The organism is Hymenobacter fastidiosus (genome assembly GCF_039539565.1).
Classification (GTDB): domain Bacteria; phylum Bacteroidota; class Bacteroidia; order Cytophagales; family Hymenobacteraceae; genus Hymenobacter; species Hymenobacter fastidiosus.
In genome coordinates, this window is sequence record NZ_BAABDJ010000035.1 from 96,593 (window position 1) to 115,308 (window position 18,716).

Genomic DNA, 18,716 nt, shown 5'->3' on the forward strand with positions numbered 1-18,716 from the left:
TTGCCGGTTGCGCTAGACATAGTCCAGCCGGGTGCCGTCGGCCGTCACCACCATGCGCGCCGACCGGCCGCAGATCAGGGCCATGTTCCGGGGCTCGTGGCCCACCGGAAAATTGTAGGCCACGGGAAAATCGTAGCGGCGGGCATAGGTGTCGATGATTTCGTAGGCCGTCTGGCCGAAGGGTACGGCGTTGTCGTGCGGGTCGGTGAAGTGCCCCACGAGCAGGCCGGCCAGGTCGCGCAGCTTGCCGGTGCGGTCGAGGTGGACCAGCATCCGGTCGATGTTGTAGAGGTATTCGTCGATGTCTTCCAGAAACAGAATGCGGCCGGCGGCAGGGCAGTCGGAGGCGGTGCCGGTCAGATTCTGGAGCAGGGAGAGGTTGCCGCCGATCAGCTCCCCGGTGGCCGTGCCGGAGCGATTGAGCGGATGAGCCGGGGCCTGGTAAGTCACCGGCTCGCCAAACAGAGCCCGGCGCAGGCTTTCGAGGGCTTCTTCGCCGCCGGCCTGGTCGAAGAGCAGCGGCATCACGCCGTGGATGCTTTCGTGGCCCCGGCGCAGCAGGTGGCAGTTCAGGGTAGTGATGTCGCTGAAACCGGCAATCCATTTGGGCTGCCGGGCGAAACCGGCGAAGTCGAGCTGGTCGATAATGCGGGTGGTGCCGTAGCCGCCGCGGGCACACAGGATGGCGCGGATACCAGGGTCGTCGAGCTGGCGCTGAAAGTCGCGGGCCCGCACCTCGTCGGAACCGGCAAACTGGTGGTGGGCGGCCGTTATAGATTCGCCCAGTACCACTTCCAGCCCCCAGCCGACAAGAATTTCGATGGCGGCCGCCACGTCTGCGCCCGAAACCCTGCGGGCGGTGCTGACAATGGCGACCCGGTCGTGGGGGCGCAGGGCGGGCGGCGTAGTAGGCATAAAGCAGCGTTTGGGAGCCGCGAACTTACGCAACAAACCCCGGTGCTGACCGGGCAGCAATCCACCCGATATTAGGGGAGTACCAGCTAAAGCAAGCTCAAGAGCTCACCGCCTGAAGCTCCTGACTTGCGGCTGAGTGCGCCGGGGCGGGCCGCACGTTGCCGGTGCGGGCCACGAAGGCGCCGGCTTTGCGCAGCGCGTCGCGGTGCTGGAGCAGGGCATCGAGCGGCACGTAGCCTACGATGTAGCCGTCCTCGTCGGCTTCCTCGGTGATGTCGGTGAAGCCCAGCTGGTCGAGCAGGGTTTCGTTGTCGGTGCGCAGATATATTTCCAGCTCCAGATCGGTGGTGTAGGCGAGGGGCGTGGCGCGGAGCTTGGCGTAGGCGTAGCGGAAGTCGCCGCGCAGGGCTGCCAGGTCGGCCAGCACGGCCGAGCCGGTCGGGTAGCCGCCCGCGCCCCGGCCGCGCAGAAACTGGGTGCCGGCGAATTCGGCCTCGATGACAACGCCGTTGAATTCCTCATCTACTCCGTACAGCGGCGACTCGCGGCTCACGAGCTGGGGCGTGACCAGCACCGTGAGCTGGCCGTCGGGCAATAAGTACAGGCCGGCCACCACCTTTATTTTCTGGCTTTCCACGGCCGCGTAGGCAATGTCGGTGGCACTGATGTGCTCAATGCCCAGGTTCAGCACCTGTGCCGGGCTTAGCAATACGCCATAAGCGTGAGCGGCCAGAATCACGGCTTTGGAACGCGGGTCGAAAGCGGCCATGTCGAGCGTGGGGTCGGTTTCGGCGAAGCCTTTGGCCTGCGCCTCGGCCAGGGCCGGGGCGTAGTCGGAGCCGTCGGTGCCCATGCGGGTCAGCACGTAGTTCGACGAGCCATTGAAAATGCCGCTCACGCTGCGCAGGGGCTCCTGCCCAAAATAGGCGTCCAGGGTCCGGACAATCGGAATGCTGCCGCACACCGCCGCTTCGTATAATAAGGTGCCGCCGTGATTTTGCTGCAGGGCCACCAGCTCGGGCAGGTGGTTCGCCACCATTGCCTTGTTGGCCGTCACCACGCGGCGGCCCTGGCGCAGCGCCGCGCTGACCAGCCGGAAAGCCTCATTGGCATCGTCGATTACTTCGATCAGCACATCCAGGTCCGGGTCGGCCAGCAGCTCATCGGCGTGGTAGGTAAAGTGTTCGGCGGGCAGCGTCCGGGCTTTAAGCGGGTTTTTGACGGCAATGCGGCGTACCTCCGCCCCGAATTCGGGCAGGCGCAGCAGGATATCATAAATGCCCTGGCCCACGCACCCAAAGCCAATGAGCCCGATGCGCAGGGGCGCGGGGTGGACAGGAGCGGAAGCCGGGTTGGCCTTAGCGGGCGAAAGACTGGACATAGAATCGTTCGAGAAGATGGGTGATTTGCGCGGTTTCAATCAGGAAACCGTCGTGGCCGAAGCCGGAATCCATTTCGGCATACTGGGCGCCGGGAATGTGGCGGGCCAGCAGCTGTTGCTCAGCGGGTGGAAACAGCACGTCGGAGCTAATGCCGATGACCAGGGTGCGCGCCTGAATCCGGCGGAGCGCCGCCTCGACGCCGCTCCGGTTCCGGCCCACGTGGTGCGAGTCCATGGCCCGGCTCAGGGCGACGTAGCTGTAGGCATCAAACCGGGCCACGAGCTTGTCGCCCTGGTATTGCTGGTAGGAGCTGGCGCGGAAACCGGTGAGCGGCTCGTCGGCCGGCTCGGCCTGGCTGGTGGTGTAGGCCTCGTAGCTGCGGTAGCTGAGCAGCGCCACGGCCCGGGCCGCTTTCAGGCCCGCCTGGCCCCCGGCGGGCGTAGCCGAAAAGTAAGTTGAATCGGCGAAAATGGCCAGCCGCTGGGCTTCGTTGAAGGCAATTCCCCAGGGCGAATGCCGGGCGCTGGTAGCCAGCACCACCAGGTGCTCGAATGCGGCCGGCTGCTGCACGGCCCATTCCAGCGCCTGCTGCCCGCCCAGGGAACCGCCAATCAGGGTGTGTATTTTCGTCAGCCCCAGCTGCTGCCGCAGCTGCTCGTGGGCGGCTACCATGTCGCGCACCGTAACCAGCGGAAACGCCTGATACAGGGGCGCCGCGCCGTCCTCACCCGGCGTGAGCGGGCCCGTGGAGCCGTAGCAGGAACCCAGAATGTTGGCACACACGATAAACCAGTCGGCCGGGTTGAAGTGGCAGCCGGGGCCGAACAGGCCGGGCCACCACTCGAGCACGTCGGCATTGGCGGTCAGGGCGTGGCACACCCACACCACGTTGTCGCGGGTGGCGTTGAGGGTGCCGAAAGTCTGGTAGGCTACCCGCACTTCCGCCAATACGGCCCCGCTTTCCAGGGGCAGCGGCGCGGGCAGGCGGAACACCTGGTTGTTGGTCATATATTCTGGCTTACAGCTGGGGTTTTAGAAGGTAGAGCTGAGAGCTGAGATTTAAGCGCTTAGCTGGATGAGTTGCCGCGCCGCAAAACCATAACCGGATGCCCTGTCAGCTAGCTGATTCTCCGCTCTGAGCGCTAAAATCTCAGCTCTCAACGCTCCCGCTATACTTCCAGCGGAGCCGCGTGTTCTGGTTTGGGCTGCAGCAGCGTGCGGCCTGATTCATCCGGCGTAGCCGCGTTGCGGACGGCCTCAAACGCCTGGGCCAGGTCGGCGCGGATGTCGTCGAAATGCTCGATGCCGACCGACAGACGCAGGGAGGTGGGCGTGACCCCCGCCGCGCGCTGCTCGGCTTCGGATAATTGCTGGTGCGTGGTGGCCGAAGGCTGAATGATGAGCGTTTTAGCGTCGCCCACGTTGGCCAGGTGGCTGATCAGCTTCAGGTTGTCGATGAATTGGGTGGCCGTTTCCTTGCTGCCTTTCAGGCTGAAGCTGAGCACGCCGCCGAAGCCCCGCTTCAGGTATTTCTGGGCCAGGGTATGGTAGGGGCTGCTTTTCAGGCCGGGATAGTTCACGCTTTCCACCTGGGGGTGCTGCTCGAGCCAGGTGGCCACGCGCAGGGCGTTTTCCACCGTACGCTCCACGCGCAGACTCAGGGTTTCGAGGCCAATCAGCAGCTGGAAAGAGTTGAAGGGGCTGATGGCGGGGCCGAAGTCACGCAGGCCCTCCACCCGGGCCCGGATAATGAAGGCGATGTTGCCAAACGGCCCGCCCTTGCCGAACACGTCGTTGAACACCAGCCCGTGGTAGCCTTCGGAGGGCTCGGTGAACTGCGGGAACTTGCCGTTGCCGAAGTCGTAGGTGCCGCCATCGACGATTACGCCGCCCACGCTCGTACCGTGGCCGCCGATCCATTTCGTGGCCGACTCCACTACGATATGGGCCCCGTGCTCCAGGGGCCGGAACAGGTAGCCGCCCGCGCCGAACGTGTTGTCGACAATCAGGGGCAGGTCATGCTTGTTGGCAATGGCCGCAATCCGCTCAAAATCCGGAACGCTGTAGCTCGGGTTGCCGATGGTTTCGAGGTAAATGGCTTTGGTCTTGTCGTCGATCAGGGCCTCGAAGGAAGCCGGGTTGTCGCCGTCGGCGAAGCGCACTTCGATGCCCAGGCGCTTGAAGGCTACCTTAAACTGGTTGTAGGTGCCGCCGTAGAGAAAGGCGCTGCTCACGAAGTTGTCGCCGGCCTGCAGAATGTTGTTCAGGGCAATAAACTGGGCCGCCTGCCCCGAGCCGGTAGCCAGGGCCGCCACACCACCTTCCAGCGCTGCCACGCGCTGCTCAAACACGTCGGTGGTGGGGTTCATCAGCCGGGTGTAGATATTGCCGAATTCCTTGAGGGCAAAAAGGTTGGCGCCGTGCTCGGCACTTTTGAAGACGTAGGAAGTCGTCTGGTGAATCGGCACGGCGCGGGAACCCGTGGTGGGGTCGGGCTGCTGGCCGGCGTGGAGCTGGAGGGTTTCGAAATGCAGGGCTGGCGTTGACATGATGAGACGGGGTTAAGAGGAATTTCAGGAAGAAAAAGGCGGAATTTGGGCCCGTCAGTGCCCCAAAGGCGCTAGCTGAGGCCGGCTCCGCAACCAGGGCAACTGGTGCTGAGACCAGGGGAAATCCGGCGAAAAGCGCCCGAAAAATGGCCGCCGGAGGCAGAGTAAGCCGAGAAACAGAAAAGAAGGGAAGGGACGCTAGGACTGAGTCAGGCTAGCAACAACACGCCTGACAACAGCACATTCGCCCGGCCCAGCGGGCGGGGGCGGCCACGGCGGCCGAAACACGAAAACCCATCGGCAGGCCGGCGAGCCATAAGGCAGCCGGGGCGGAGGGGTTGGAGCAGGCGGAGAAAGGGGAGTTTTTCATGGTACTCGACTTATCTGTCCCGTGGGCCTGAGCACCGCGGGCAGGAATTGGCACCTTTCGCTTTACCGAAGGTTGCCAGTGGGTCACGGAGCCTGTTCTCTCGCCACTTCTGTATAAAATCTTGAAAACTGCGCCGCCGTTAGCGGGGAGTACCGGGTTGGTAAGTGCAAATGTACACCCGGAATTGAAAAACGCAAGTCCGGTGAAAAATTTCCCGTGATTTTTTTACGGGCACAAAAAAGCGCTGTTCCGGGCCGGAACAGCGCTTTTTTGCGTTTATAGCTATTCGTTTTTTGTTTTTGTCCAACTACTGAACGTAGCGCAGCAGCTAAAAGCGAGCCTTAAAAAACGGAAAACGAAACTTATAGCGTGGGGAGCGTCAGGACCTGGCCAACTTCGATATGGTCGGGGTTGGCCCCGATGGTAGCTTTGTTGGCATCGTAAATCTGGTGCCACTTGGCGGCGTCGCCGTAATGATGCTTGGCAATTTTCGACAGCGAATCACCGCTGACCACTGTGTAGCTGCTGCCGGCAGCCGTGGGCTTGGCGGCATCTTTGTTGCCGAAAAAGTCGGTGTTGCCGGCAGCGGCGGGCTTCACGGCCGGCTCAACCGGTTTTTCTTCGCCTTTATTGGTCAGGAAATCGAACAGTCCCATGGTTGCGTGTCGGTTAGAAGTGGAAGGAGGAAAGGGGGATTCGGGGCTAAGCCACACGGAATCTGACGTTCTTACGCCGGCCTCCTGATTAGGTTGTCCGGGAAGTAGGGATAAAATCGCAGCTTAACCCTTTGCCCCAGACCCCGTAAGAAACGCCGGCTTCAGCCCTTGATCGGGCATCCGGGCCGCTGCAATCCTCCCCCAACCATTACACCAACCCTATGAAACGCGTAGCCACTCCCTTCCACTACCTGGCCAGCCTGCTGCTGTTTGTTGCTTTGCTTATGTCCGGTTGCAGTCAGCCCGATAAAGTGGGCGAAACCAACATGCTCTACGGTACCGACAGCAAAGTGTGGAAGACTGATAAGGAAACCACCGCCACCGGCGACAAAGTAGCCCAGACTGATGCCGACGAGGATACGGAGCTGAAGTTTTTCGCCAACGGCACGTTCAACATGACTTCCCCGGCCCAGACCATGCAGGGCAAGTACACCTTCGACCAGCCCGGCCAGAAAATTACCCTCACGCCCGACGGCGCCACCACCAGTATGGCCTTCGACGTGACCAACCTGACGGAGAAGAAAATCACCCTGAAAGGCACCGACGGCACCACCCTGATGCTGGAAGCTGAGTAAGGCTCCGGCCCCGGAATCAACCAAACTGCTGAAAGCCCTTTCGCCCCGTGCGAAAGGGCTTTTTTGTTTCTGCATGAGGAACAGGACCGGGCGGGTCTGGCTGGTTCCGGAGAAAGCCGCTAGCTTGCCACCGTCTTATTCTGCTTACTTCAATCATTACCCAATGTCCCTGCTTTCCCGCCTGCTGATGGCCGGCCTGCTCTGCGCCAGCTTCGCCACCCAGGCCCAGACTACCACTCCTGCGCTGGTGGTGCACCCCATCCGCAGTATCAGTGCCGCCGATACCAGCTTCGCCGACCTGGAGTTTCTGACCCGGGAAATCGGTGCGGCCCGGGTGGTGCTGCTGGGTGAGCCCAGCCACGGCGAGGGCAACGTGTTCGAGGCCAAGGCCCGGCTCGTGCGCTTTCTGCAGCAGCGCATGGGCTTCACTACCCTGGCTTTCGAGAGCGGCTTCTACGAGGTGAACAAGGCCCAGCAGCAGCTCGATGCCGGAGTGTCGGCTCCGGAAGCGCTGGGCAACAGCGTATTCGGCATCTGGACCGCCACCCAGGAATTTCAGCCCGTGGAAGAGCTCGTGGCGGCCCGCAAGCTGCGCGTAACGGGTTTCGACTCCCAGCTGACGGGCGCATACGGCGAGGAGCTGGCCGATGAGCTGGAGGTTTTCCTGGAGTCGCAGAAAGCCAGTGCCGCCATCAACTACGACTATCTGGACGAGGTGCTGGGCTTTATGCAGCATTTCAACGGTTTCCCGGCGGGCCACACCCTGGGCGAGTGGGAACGGAACGTGAAGCTGGCCGACCGCCTGCTGGCCAACGCGGGCACCACGCCCGCCCGCCGGGCCGCCGCCGAGCAGTGGCGCCAGACGCTGCGCAGCCTGCAGGCCATGGCCCGCGACTACGTGCAGAACGACCCCGGGGTGAAAGACCACCAAACCTTCCAGGCCCGCGACAACAACCCCCGCGACGCCCAGATGGCCGACAACCTGTTGTGGTACCTGCGCCAGCACCCCCAGGAGAAAGTGATTTGCTGGGGCGCCACGGCCCATTTTGCCAACCAGATGCAGCTGGTCGACAACGCGGAGATTCAGCAGTTCCGGCCCATGGGCTGGCACGTGAAAAAAGCTCTGGGCGCGCAGGCCTACATTCTGGGTACGGCCACGGCCGGCGGTAGCTACGCGGCCGTGGGCGAAGCCAGTCAGCCCATTGCCGCTCCGCCCGTTGGCAGCATGGAGGCCCGCCTCGACAGCCTGGGGGCGGAGTATCTGTTCCTGAACCTGAAGCAGAACTACGGCAGCCGCCGCTTTTCGGCCTACTCCATCATGGAATATACCCCGCTGGTAGCGGAGTGGGCGCAGGTGGTAGATGGCGTCCTGTTTCTGAAAACCACCCGGCCGCCCCGCCTCCGGACGCGGCCGGCCGCTGAACTGGTAGCCGTGCCCGACTCGGCCGGGCAGGTGGCCCGGGCCGCCGCGGGCGTAGCGCCGGCCGGTGCTACGCCCGGCCTGGTGTTGCGCCGCGCCGCTCCGGCCGCCGGCACCCTGACCGTGCGGGGCCGGGTAACGGACCGCAAAACCCGCGCCGCCGTGCCCTTTGCCTCGGTGGCCCTGCCCGCGTTGGGCCTGGGCGTGATGGCCGATGCACAGGGCAACTTCGCGCTGGCCGTGCCCCGCACCGCCACGGGAGCCACGCTTCAGGTGTCGAGCGTGGGCTACGGGATGGTCAGCGTTGCCGTGGGGGCTGGTCCGCTGGCGGTGGTGCTCACGCCGCAGGCCTACGCGCTGGGCAACGTGCGGGTGAGCGGGGAATCGTTGAATCCGCGCAAAATCATGAAGAAAGTGCTGGCGGCGGCCCCGGCCAACTACGAGCAGAACGACTACGTGGCGCAGGTCTACACGCGCCGGCAGATCAGCAACTTCGACACGCTGCGGCACGCGGTGGAGTACGTGAGCCAGATTTTTGAGCCGGCGGGCTACCGGCACTGGGGGGGCGGCTTCCTGATGATGGGGCCTACTCAGAAACACCGGGTGCAGGAAACGAAGGTGCTGGTGCAGAGCCCTACTCCGCTGGGCCCGTTCGACCTGGCCGAAGGCGGACAGGGCTTCTATTCCGCCGCCGCCGATCCGGTGCGTATCTCGCCCCTGTTTAAAAGCCGGACCCTGGGCAAATTCGTGCTGCGCCTGGATAGCGTGCTGCAGCAGGGCGACGAAACCACCTACCTGATCAGCTTCACCGCGAAGCGGGCCAACCACCGCACCACCGGCACCTACCTGGAGGCCGGCTACTCCGGCCGCGTGTACGTGCGCCGGCAGGACTACGCGGTGGTACGCTACGAGGCCCTGTGGCAGGGCGACACCGTGCAGATGAATGCCACGGCCCACAAATACTACGGCCGCCAGAATCTGACGGCCCGGCTGTACGCCAGCGTCCTGACCGATTCGCGGACTTCGCACGTGGTGACCTACCAGAAGGCGGCCACCGGCCGCTACCACGTGGCCACCAGCGTGGCGCAGGGAATCAGTGCGGGCCGGGTGCTGGGCAAGCGGCCCTTCTTCAACCAGAAATTCTGCGAGGAGCACTTCTCGGTGCTGCCGGCCGGTACGCCGCCGCTGCCCGCGAATCCGGAGCTGGACCCCCGGTTCGCGGGCGGTGAAACCTACCAGCTTGATTTTGTGAAGCACCGCCCGGCGTTCTGGCAAACCTACCAGCGCCCCGCCCCGGCGGAGCCCGCGCCTACGCTCAACGCAAAGAAGCCGTAGCCTCGGATGGGGCCTGATGGTGCCCAAACACCCGCGTAATCCAGCGAGGCAGGAAGACGGCCCCCAGCACCAGATACAGGTAGTAGGTAACGATGCGGTAGAGCAGCACGATGAAGTTCGTCATGGTGGGCGTGCCGATGAACTTGCCGAAGAAGGTGGGAAATGCGCCTTCGGCAATGCCCGCCCCGCCCGGCGTAATGGCAATCAGCAGGATGACTTTGTAGGTGAGGTTGCGGCCGAAAATCAGGGCAAATTCGCCGGCGCTGACTTCGGTGAAGGCGGCAATAATGCAGCCGATAACGGCGTAGCGGGCCGTCCAGACGAAGGCTGTTGAAGCGCAGGCCCGGAACCAGTACAGCGCGCCATTGCCGCGCAGCTGGGCTGAAGCCCACACCATTTCGTTGCCGTGCTGGTAGGCTTTGGCCCGCCAGCGCCGCAGACCGGGCAGCGAAAACAGCCGCACCATCAGCCGCTTCACCGCCACCGGGTTGATGAACAGCGCGTACAGCATCAGCCCCGCGTACACGCTGACGAAGAGGTAGCTGAGTACAAACGCAATGCGCAGCGTGGTAATCAGGCCGCCCTGCAATACCTCGTGCGGATACAGCGCGTCGCCCGCCACCAGCACCACCAGCGGCACCGTGATGACGTAGTACAGGTTGTCGAGCAGGGCCGTCACCATCACGTAGGCCAGCGACTTGCCCAGACTGATGCCTTCCTTGCTGAGAATAAACGGCGCTATCGACGTGCCGCCGGCAGCCGAGGGCAACACGCAGGAAGCGAATTCCCAGAGCATAATCACGTCGAGGCTGGCCCGCCAGGTCAGCTCCCGCTCGGCAATGTGGCGGATGCGGTACACGTAGCCCAGGTCGCGGGCCAGCAGCACCACCACCATAATCAGCAGCCAGTGAAGCTTGGCATCTGCCAGCGGGGCCAGGTCGCCGGGCCGGTAGCTGCGCCAGAACATGAAGCCCACCACACTCAGGCCCAGCAGCACCGGCAGCACGATGCGCGACGGGCGAAGCTTATGCAGCAGCTGTTTTTCCTGGTTATTCTGCTGGGTAAGCGGCATGGGCAGGGGAGGAGTGGGCCAACGCAAAAGTAGGTATTATTCGCCCCGGCAGCGTCACGCCCCAACTTTAGCACGTCATACCGAGCGTAGTCGAGGTAGCTCGTCCACTTCGGTGCTATTGGCAGGATTTACCAGTGCAACGTCAGCATACGAGATACCCCGACTGCGCTCGGTATGACGGTCAGGTGGGGCTGAGTTAAAGAAAGCAAAAGACCCGCCACCCGCGTATTCCCCGGCCCGTGCTATAACCGCCGCCTGATAAAAATCGTAACTTTGCCAATCCGTGGACTAGCATTCAGTGGGCTAACCTTTTGAGCTACCTGCTTGTTGCCCTGCTATCATTCCCTGCTTACCCCATCCGAAGATGATTGTTGAACCCGGTGAACTGCTGGCGGCTATTGACTCGCCCGACGACCTCAAGAAGCTCAGCCAGGACCAGCTGGTTCAGCTCAGCCAGGAATTGCGCCAGTTTATCGTCGATACCGTGTCCATCTACGGCGGCCACTTCGGGGCTTCGCTCGGAGTGGTGGAATTGTCGGTGGCCCTGCACTACGTCTTCAACACGCCCTACGACCAGCTGGTGTGGGATGTGGGCCACCAGGCCTACGGGCATAAAATCCTGACCGGCCGCCGCGACCGGTTCCCCACCAACCGGCGCTACGGCGGCATGTCGGGCTTCCCCAAGCGCAGCGAAAGTGAGTACGACGCCTTCGGCGTGGGCCACAGCTCCACCAGCATTGGCGCCGCCCTGGGCATGGCGGTAGCGTCGGACTACAAGGGCGAGCTGGACCGGCAGCACATTGCCGTTATCGGCGACGGCGCCATGACGGCGGGTATGGCTTTTGAAGCGCTGAACCACGCCGGCGTAGCCAACTCCAACCTGCTGGTTATCCTCAACGACAACTGCATGAGCATCGACCCCAACGTGGGCGCGCTCAAGGAATACCTGACCGACATCACCACTTCCCGCACCTACAACAAGGTGCGCGACGAGCTGTGGAACGTGCTGGGCAAGCTCAGCAAGTTCGGCCCGAACCCGCAGCACGTGGCCCGCAAGGTGGAAGCCGCCATGAAGGCCACGCTGATGAAGCAGAGCAATCTGTTCGAGGCGCTGAAATTCCGCTACTTCGGCCCCGTCGACGGCCACGACGTGCAGCACCTGGTCACGATTCTGAATGACCTGAAAAGTATTCCCGGTCCCAAAATTCTGCACTGCGTCACGGTGAAAGGCAAAGGCTACGCGCTGGCCGAGCAGGACCAGACCCTGTGGCACGCGCCCGGCCTGTTCGACAAGATCACCGGCGAGATTTACAAAAAGCACCATGAGAAGCCCCAGGCGCCCAAGTACCAGGACGTGTTCGGTCACACGATGGTGGAGCTGGCGGAGCAGAACGCCAAGGTGATGGGCGTCACGCCGGCTATGCCGTCGGGCTCGTCGCTGAACATCATGATGGAGGCCATGCCCGACCGCGCCTTCGACGTGGGCATTGCCGAGCAGCACGCCGTGGTGTTCTCCGCCGGCCTGGCCACGCAGGGCCTCGTGCCGTTCTGCAATATCTACTCGTCGTTCATGCAGCGCGCCTACGACCAGGTGCTGCACGATGTGGCGCTGCAAAATCTGAACGTGGTGTTCTGCCTCGACCGGGCCGGTTTCGCCGGCGCCGACGGCCCCACCCACCACGGCTGCTACGACCTGGCCTACATGCGCTGCATCCCGAACATGGTGGTTTCGGCCCCGATGAACGAGGAAGAGTTGCGTAACCTGATGTACACGGCCCAGCTGCCCGATATGGGCCCGTTCAGCATCCGCTACCCCCGCGGCGAAGGCGTGATGCCCACGTGGCGGCTGCCGTTCAGGAAAATTGCCGTGGGCACCGGCCGCGTGGTGCGGGAAGGCAATGATGTAGCCATCCTCACTATCGGCCACATCGGCAACTACGCCGTGAAAGCCACGGCCCAGCTGGCTGCCGAAGGGCTCAGTGTTGGTCATTTCGATATGCGTTTCTGCAAGCCCCTGGACGAGGAAATGCTGGCCGCCGTGCTCAGTAAGTACAAAGCCATTGTGACCGTGGAAGACGGCTGCCTGCCGGGCGGTTTCGGCGCGGCCGTGCTGGAGTTTATGGCCGACCACGGCTACGCCCTGCCCGTGCGTCGTCTCGGTATCCCCGACCGCGTGGTAGAGCACGGCACCCAGGATGAGCTCTACCAGGAGTGCGGCTTCGATGCCGCCGGTATAGCCGCCGCCGTGCGGGAGCTGAGCGGAAAAGTGGCCGTTAAAGTTGCCGTGGAAACGGTGACTCGGTAGCAAGATTTAAGCAAGTAAAAATCCCCGCCGGATTCGTCCGACGGGGATTTTTACTTTATAGCCTTGGGCGACCTTGCGGATCATAGCAAACTAAGAGCCTGGATTTCTAGCGTTAATGGTCTGAATAATAAGTTTCAGATTTTTTAACGCTGACGCCTACTCCCCGCCCACCAGTGCGCGCAGCTGATGAAGCTCCTGGGTCATCTGCGCGTTGAGGTTCTCCAGCTGATCCACCACCTGATCGACCAGATCGGGCAGAATAGCCGCATCGAAGGCGGCGCGCCAGGTGTCCAGCTCCACAATCAGGGGCAGGATGCGGTACACCTGCAGGTGGTCGAGGCTGGGCTTGAGCTTGTGGGTGGCCGCCCGCAGCTGGGCCGTGTCCTGCCGGGCTACGGCGTCGTGCAGCTCTGTAATGGCTTCCTCGCAGCTTTCAATAAACGACTCCAGCATGAGCATCGTGAAGGCATCATCGTCCTGCCCGATCTGCCGGACAATGTCGAGATTGTAGAGCGCGGCGGGGGCAACGGAGGGCACCGCGGGGGGCGTCAGCTCACTGCCGGGGAGGCTTGCATCCAGCGTCCAGCGGCAGAGCATCTTCAGCAGGTCTTCTTCCTGGAAGGGTTTGGCCAGATAATCGTTCATCCCCGCCTGCAGGCACCGTTCCCGCTCCCCTTTGATGGCGTTGGCCGTCAGGGCAATAACGGGGGTAGTGAGGCCCAGCGGCTGACGCAGGTAGGCGGTGGCTTCCAGCCCGTTCATGATGGGCATCTGCACGTCCATCAGCACGGCATCGAAGCGGTACTGCCGGGCCAGCTCCACGGCCGCGGCTCCGTTTTCGGCTTCCTGCACCAGCAGGCCGGCATTCCGCAGAAATCCTTTGGCAATCTGGCGGTTGAAGTAATTGTCTTCGACCAGCAGAATGTGCCGGCCCCGTAGCCGGGCGCGGGCGCCGTTCGTGATGAACGTTTTCTGCGGCAGATCGGCCGGAGTGCCTACGGGGAGGGTCAGCGTGAAGTGGCTGCAGGTGCCCCGGTGCTTCTGGCTCTCAATGTTGATTTCGCCGCCCATCAGGTTCACCAGCTGGCGGCTGATGCTCAGCCCCAGGCCGGTGCCACCAAACTTGCGCGTCACGGACGAGTCCTCCTGACTGAATTCCTTGAAGATATCGACCAGATAGTCGGCATCGATGCCAATGCCGGTATCGGTGACCAAAAAGCGCATCTCCACGGTCGTGGCATTGGTTCTGATCAACTCGTACGCTACCGTGACGGAGCCCTTCTCGGTAAACTTGAGGGCGTTGCCAGCCAGGTTGAGCAACACCTGGGTGATGCGGTACGGGTCGCCGAGCAGGACGGCGGGCAGCTGTTTATCGACTTCTATGCGGAAGCAGAGGCCTTTTTCCTCGGCTTTGAAGTGCAGGCTTTTTTCGATCTGCCGCAGCAGGTCCGGCACGCTGAAGCCAATGGATTCGATCTGGAGCTGGCTGGCCCCGATTTTAGACAGGTCCAGAATGTCGTTCAGAATCACCAGCAGATTTTCGCCGGAGGTGGCAATGGCCCGCAGGTAGGTCTGTTGGCTGTCGTCGAGCGGGGTTTTGGCCAGCAGCTGCCCCATGCCCAGAATGGCGTTCATGGGCGTACGAATCTCGTGGCTCATGTTGGCCAGAAACAGCTCCTTGGCCCGCGCCGACTCCTCGGCCTGCTCCTTGGCCGCCCGCAGATGATTCTCCAGCCGCTTCTGGTGGGTGATGTCGAGGGCAATACCAATGCTGCCGTACACCTGCCGGTGGTCGTCGTAGAGCGGGGCGGCACTCACCAGCAGCCATTTAGGCTGGCCGTTTTTAGCGGTAATGGCCAGCTCGTAGGTTTCCGATTCACCCTGCCGACGGCGCTGGTCGCGCTCCTGAGTCAGGGCCATCTCTTCCGGGCTCAGCAGCAGACTCATGATATGGTGCCCGGTAAATTCCTCGCGGGCATAGCCGGTGATGTCGCAGAAGGCCTGGTTCGTGAACGTTACCCAACGGTCGAGGTTCATTTCCACCAGGCCCAGGTTCATGTTCTCGATGATGCCCCGGTACTTTTCTTCGCGGCGGCGCAGGGCATCCTCGTTGGTTTTGCGCTCCGTAATGTCCTGAAATTTCCACAGGTGCCCGATGTAGCGGTCTTCCACGAAAATAGGCACGAAGTCGCCCTGAATGGTGCGCCCGTCGGCCAGCTCAAAGAGTTCCGCCGTCACCAGCTGCCGGTGCTGCACGATGGTGGCATAGCGCTGGGCAAACTGGTCCGGATTCCGGAAATGGTCCTGCATACGCTGCCCCAGCAGGGTAGTATCGTAGCCAACAAGCTGGTCGGGAGTGGTGTCGAGCGCGAAGATGCGCGACAACGCATCGTTGGCCAGCACCACCTGATGGTTTTCGTCTTCCAGCAGAATGCCTTCCTGGAAGTTGGCAATGGTGGTGGCGAACCGCAGCGTACTGGCGGCGAGGGCCGCCGCCGTCTGCTTCATGGCCGATATATCGGTGTGCACGCCCGTCATAATCAGCGGCTGGCCCTGCTCATCCTGCTTCGTAATCAGGCCGCGGGTAAGCACCCACTTGTAGCTGCCATTCCGGCAGCGCAGGCGGCGCTCTACCGAGTACATCGGCACTTCGCCGCGTAAATAGGCGTTGGCCGCTGCCAGACTAAGGTTTTGGTCGTCGGGATGGACATGCTGCTGCCAGGTGGCCGGTAGCGGGTCGGGACCCGTGCTGGGGTAGCCCAGCATGGTGCGGTAGGCTTCCGAGAAGTATTCTTCGCCGGTCTGGTAATTGAATTCCCAGGCTCCGTCGCCAAACCGCTCAATGGCTAGGCGCCAGCGCTGCTCATGCGCGTGCACGGTTTCCTCGGCCTGCTTCAGTTCGGTTATGTCGGATAAAATACCGCTGAACAGCTGCCCCCCGGCATCGGCCACGGAGAGCTGTCCATTGGCCCGGAACCAGCGTAGCGGCTGGCCCGGTACCTGCAGGCGACCCTCAAAATTCCAGTCTTTGCCCTGCCGCCGGCTCCGGCGCAGCGCGGTTCGCCAGGCTTTCCGGTCCTGGGGAAGGATAAAATCAACTATGCGGTGGGCCTGATCCGGGGCAATGCCGAAGATAGTAGCCAGCTGAGGGCTGATGTAGCTGAAGCCGGACGAGCCGTTGGCATTTTCACGCCATTGGAAGAGCACGCCCGGAATGTGTTCGGTGAGATGGCGAAACTGGTGGTCTTGGCCCGTTGGCGGGCGACCTGGGGTGACGTCCTCCAGAAGCCCGATAATCACCGCGGGGGGCTGGAACTGAACTTTCAGCTGGGCATTTATCGCCGTGCCATCGGCCCGATGCAGAATCAGGTCGGAACGTAGCGGAGTGGCGGAGGCTAGCTGCTGCTGGAAAACGGTGGGCGGCATACCTGCCGCCGCCAGGGCCTCCAGGAGCAGCGCGGGCTTCTGGTGGGCCTGCGGGAAGCCGGTGAGCCGGGCAAATCCGGCATTGGTCCATAGCAGCGAGCCATCCGCGGCCAGCAACACCACGGCATCAAAAGCATCTTCCAGCAGCGCGAAGCCCGGAATCTGGGGTGCGGGAAGGGTGCCGGCGGATAAAGAATTCACGGAGCAGGGGCAAAGCCGGGAAACGGCAGCGAGAAGAAACGAAGCTGGTAGTAATATAGGAATTGCCCGCGACTACCAGCGGAGGTGCCTGAACTCGCGTAGCATCGGCGCGGGGGAAGCTCACTGGGCTGGTTGGGGCAGAAAGCAGGCCAAATGGCTAATAGAGTTGATATAAGGGCATTGATGTAGGTACATCAGCCGGGTGTTTATCCGGCTGATTCGTCAGCGCTAACGCCTACTCTCCTCACTTTCAATTTTTTCCTCCCTCATGGCTACGGCCAAGTGGGCACTTGCCCCGACCCACTCCGAAGTTCAGTTCAAAGTAAAGCACCTCGTTATTTCGACCGTCATAGGCTCGTTCAAGAAGTTTGCCGGCGAGGCCGATACTGCCGGCGACTCCGGCGACAACGCCAGAGTGCGCTTCCCGGCCGCTATCAACAGCATCGATACCAACCAGGAGCAGTACGACGGGCCCCTGAAAAGCGCCGGGTTCTTCGCTGCCGCCACCTACCCCCGGATGATCTTCGAGCCGACGTCGTTCGAGAAAGTGGCTGGCGGCGACTACAAGCTTAGCGGCGAGCTGACGCTGTCCGGCGTAACCAGGCCCGTAACGTTTGACGGGGAATACAGGCGGCAGCGCCGGCGACTTTTACGGCAACGCCAAAGTCGGCTTCGAGCTGACCGGAAAAATCAACCGTAAGGACTGCGGACTGAGCCGGAGCGGCGTTACGGAGGCGGGCTCTATCGTGATAAGTGAAGACGTGAAGCTGTCGGCCAGCGGGCAGTTCACCAAGCACGCCTGACGAAACCCGGCCCCCGGACCCGGCAGAGCTGCCCCGCTGGTTTTGTGGTTCAGTGATTCCAGGGAAGCCGAAGCAGCCCGGGCTGCTTCGGCTTCCCTGCGTTTGGCCTGATCTGGATAACCCAATTTATCCGGCGACCTTTGGCCCATTATGCCCCACCAACTCACCCTTGTTTTCCTCCACGGCTTCGCCGAAAGCCGCGAAATCTGGTCCGATCTGCTGCACGGCCTGCCGGCGGAGTACCATATTCTAAACCTGAACCTGCTCGGCCACGGCACCAACATCCACGACGTGCGCGACTATTCCATGGAAGCCCAGGCCCGCTACGTGGCCGAAAAGCTGCTGGCGACGGGCGTGGAAAAAGCTGTGTTCGTGGGCCACAGCATGGGCGGCTACGTGGCCCTGGCCTTCGCCGAGCGGTGGCCGGAGCGGGTAGCGGGGCTGGCCCTGATCAACTCCTCCGCCTACGCCGATGGTGAGGAGAAGAAAGCCGCCCGCGAAAAGAACGTGGCCTTCGTGGAGCGGCACGGGGTGGAGAAGTTCATGGAATCTTTTATCCGCCCCCTCTTCGCGCCCGTCAACCGGGAACGGCTGACGCCGCAGCGCGAGTTTCTGGAAGAAATCGGTAAGGCCACGCCCGCCGAAACCATCATCGGCGGCATGCGGGCCATGGCTGCCCGCCCCGACCGGACCAAAGTGCTGCGCACCGCCCGGTTCCCGGTGCTGCTGGTAGCCGGTAAAGAAGATGTGGCCGTACCCCTGGAACAGTCGGTGGCCCAGGCTCCGCTGGCACCCGTGGCCCACGCGCTGTTTCTGGCCGACGTGGGCCACCTGGCGTACTACGAGCAGCCGGAGCTAACGCGCCAGGCCGTGGCGGATTTCGCGGCATCGGTGCCGGCCTGAGCTCATTAACCCGGTTGAAGCCGGACGGGGAATATATCCGTTAACCGCCATAAAAAAGGCTCTGAACACGCGTTCAGAGCCTTTTTTACGTGCTTGCACGCCTGCAGTAATGGTTTACTTCGTCGCAATAGGCTCCAGCTTGTCGCGCAGGTTCAGCGGCACATCCTGAAGCGAAACAATCTGCAACCCTCCTTCCGTAGTAGGCGCCATACCCTGACCGCTGGTGACGAGGGTAGCCTGCACCTGCGTATCATTGATCCGGTACATGGCCCCCGTCAGCGGGTCGACGATGAGCAGGCCGATGAAGCCGCCAAAGACCAGGTTGCCCACGTACCAGCCGTTGAAATCGGCATCGATAGTCATGGTTTTGGAGTCAAACCCCGGCTTGCTGAACGTGATGGTGTACGACTGCTTCTCGAAGTAGCCGGCCCCGGACCGGAGCGGCACGACCGTTGGCGTGGTACCACTGAATACTTCGCGGTCATCAATATCCTTCACGGTGAAAGTAGCGCCCGGAGGCTCACTCGAAAAGGCGACGGGGTAGCGGGATTTGCTGACGATAGTCGCACAGCTGTTACTCAGCAGCAGCGTGGCCGCCAGGGCCAGGGGTAGGCGTAAAGCCATAAAAGGAAGTAAAAAGAGCGAGGCTTAGAAAAATAACGGGCCGTGTGCTCAGCGCACAACAGTGCAAGGTAATGGCTTTCAACCCCGCGGCAAAGGCGCGGGGCGGATTTGGGTTTTCGC

The 18,716-nt window shown here is 62.4% G+C and carries 13 protein-coding genes and 1 riboswitch; of the genes, 5 read left to right on the plus strand and 8 right to left on the minus strand.

Features of this window, described 5'->3' with window-relative positions; genetic code table 11:
- Window positions 1-12: 12 nt before the first annotated feature.
- The 5 genes from ABD833_RS14715 to ABD833_RS14735 all read right to left on the minus strand — a co-directional run bounded on the left by ABD833_RS14715 (window position 13) and on the right by ABD833_RS14735 (window position 5,872).
- Window positions 13-915 (minus strand): S66 peptidase family protein, encoded by a 903-nt coding sequence (locus ABD833_RS14715; RefSeq protein ID WP_345073994.1) that lies wholly within the window; start codon window positions 913-915, stop codon window positions 13-15.
- A gap of 97 nt (window positions 916-1,012) precedes the next feature.
- Window positions 1,013-2,296, minus strand: a complete 1,284-nt coding sequence (locus tag ABD833_RS14720; protein ID WP_345073995.1) for a homoserine dehydrogenase — start codon at window positions 2,294-2,296, stop codon at window positions 1,013-1,015.
- Window positions 2,274-3,305: a homoserine O-acetyltransferase MetX gene (gene metX, locus ABD833_RS14725; protein ID WP_345073997.1), complete on the minus strand. Its 1,032-nt coding sequence runs from the start codon at window positions 3,303-3,305 to the stop codon at window positions 2,274-2,276. Before metX ends, ABD833_RS14720 begins: the two co-directional genes overlap by 23 nt.
- A 161-nt stretch (window positions 3,306-3,466) precedes the next feature.
- Entirely contained in the window at window positions 3,467-4,846 is a 1,380-nt protein-coding gene (locus ABD833_RS14730) for an O-acetylhomoserine aminocarboxypropyltransferase/cysteine synthase family protein (protein WP_345073998.1), read from the minus strand.
- 377 nt (window positions 4,847-5,223) lie between these two features.
- Window positions 5,224-5,336: riboswitch (SAM riboswitch) on the minus strand.
- A gap of 242 nt (window positions 5,337-5,578) precedes the next feature.
- Window positions 5,579-5,872 (minus strand): LysM peptidoglycan-binding domain-containing protein, encoded by a 294-nt coding sequence (locus ABD833_RS14735; RefSeq protein WP_345074000.1) that lies wholly within the window; start codon window positions 5,870-5,872, stop codon window positions 5,579-5,581.
- 221 nt (window positions 5,873-6,093) lie between these two features.
- On the opposite strand from ABD833_RS14735, the gene ABD833_RS14740 reads away from it, so the two are divergent.
- On the plus strand, window positions 6,094-6,507 hold the full coding sequence (locus tag ABD833_RS14740) for a hypothetical protein (protein WP_345074001.1): 414 nt from the start codon (window positions 6,094-6,096) through the stop codon (window positions 6,505-6,507).
- Between the two features lie 163 nt (window positions 6,508-6,670).
- A complete protein-coding gene (locus ABD833_RS14745; RefSeq protein ID WP_345074002.1) occupies window positions 6,671-9,262 on the plus strand; it encodes an erythromycin esterase family protein in 2,592 nt (863 codons plus the stop codon).
- Here ABD833_RS14745 and ABD833_RS14750 read toward each other — a convergent pair.
- Window positions 9,243-10,334 carry a lysylphosphatidylglycerol synthase transmembrane domain-containing protein gene (locus tag ABD833_RS14750; RefSeq protein WP_345074003.1) on the minus strand — a complete coding sequence of 364 codons (1,092 nt, stop codon included), beginning with the start codon at window positions 10,332-10,334 and terminating at the stop codon, window positions 9,243-9,245. The two genes, ABD833_RS14745 and ABD833_RS14750, sit on opposite strands and share 20 nt — an antisense overlap.
- Before the next feature lie 364 nt (window positions 10,335-10,698).
- Between ABD833_RS14750 and dxs the strand changes: the two genes are divergently transcribed.
- Window positions 10,699-12,639 (plus strand): 1-deoxy-D-xylulose-5-phosphate synthase, encoded by a 1,941-nt coding sequence (dxs, locus tag ABD833_RS14755; RefSeq protein WP_345074005.1) that lies wholly within the window; start codon window positions 10,699-10,701, stop codon window positions 12,637-12,639.
- A gap of 156 nt (window positions 12,640-12,795) precedes the next feature.
- Here the strand turns inward: dxs and ABD833_RS14760 are convergent, their stop codons facing one another.
- Window positions 12,796-16,266 carry a PAS domain S-box protein gene (locus ABD833_RS14760; RefSeq protein WP_345074007.1) on the minus strand — a complete coding sequence of 1,157 codons (3,471 nt, stop codon included), beginning with the start codon at window positions 16,264-16,266 and terminating at the stop codon, window positions 12,796-12,798.
- Window positions 16,267-16,534: 268 nt separating this feature from the next.
- On the opposite strand from ABD833_RS14760, the gene ABD833_RS14765 reads away from it, so the two are divergent.
- Window positions 16,535-16,966 (plus strand): YceI family protein, encoded by a 432-nt coding sequence (locus tag ABD833_RS14765; protein ID WP_345074009.1) that lies wholly within the window; start codon window positions 16,535-16,537, stop codon window positions 16,964-16,966.
- A gap of 253 nt (window positions 16,967-17,219) precedes the next feature.
- Window positions 17,220-17,972, plus strand: a complete 753-nt coding sequence (locus tag ABD833_RS14770) for an alpha/beta fold hydrolase (RefSeq protein ID WP_345074011.1) — start codon at window positions 17,220-17,222, stop codon at window positions 17,970-17,972.
- 114 nt (window positions 17,973-18,086) lie between these two features.
- On the opposite strand, the gene ABD833_RS14775 is transcribed toward ABD833_RS14770, so the two are convergent.
- Window positions 18,087-18,596 (minus strand): hypothetical protein, encoded by a 510-nt coding sequence (locus ABD833_RS14775; protein WP_345074012.1) that lies wholly within the window; start codon window positions 18,594-18,596, stop codon window positions 18,087-18,089.
- Between the last annotated feature and the right edge of the window lie 120 nt (window positions 18,597-18,716).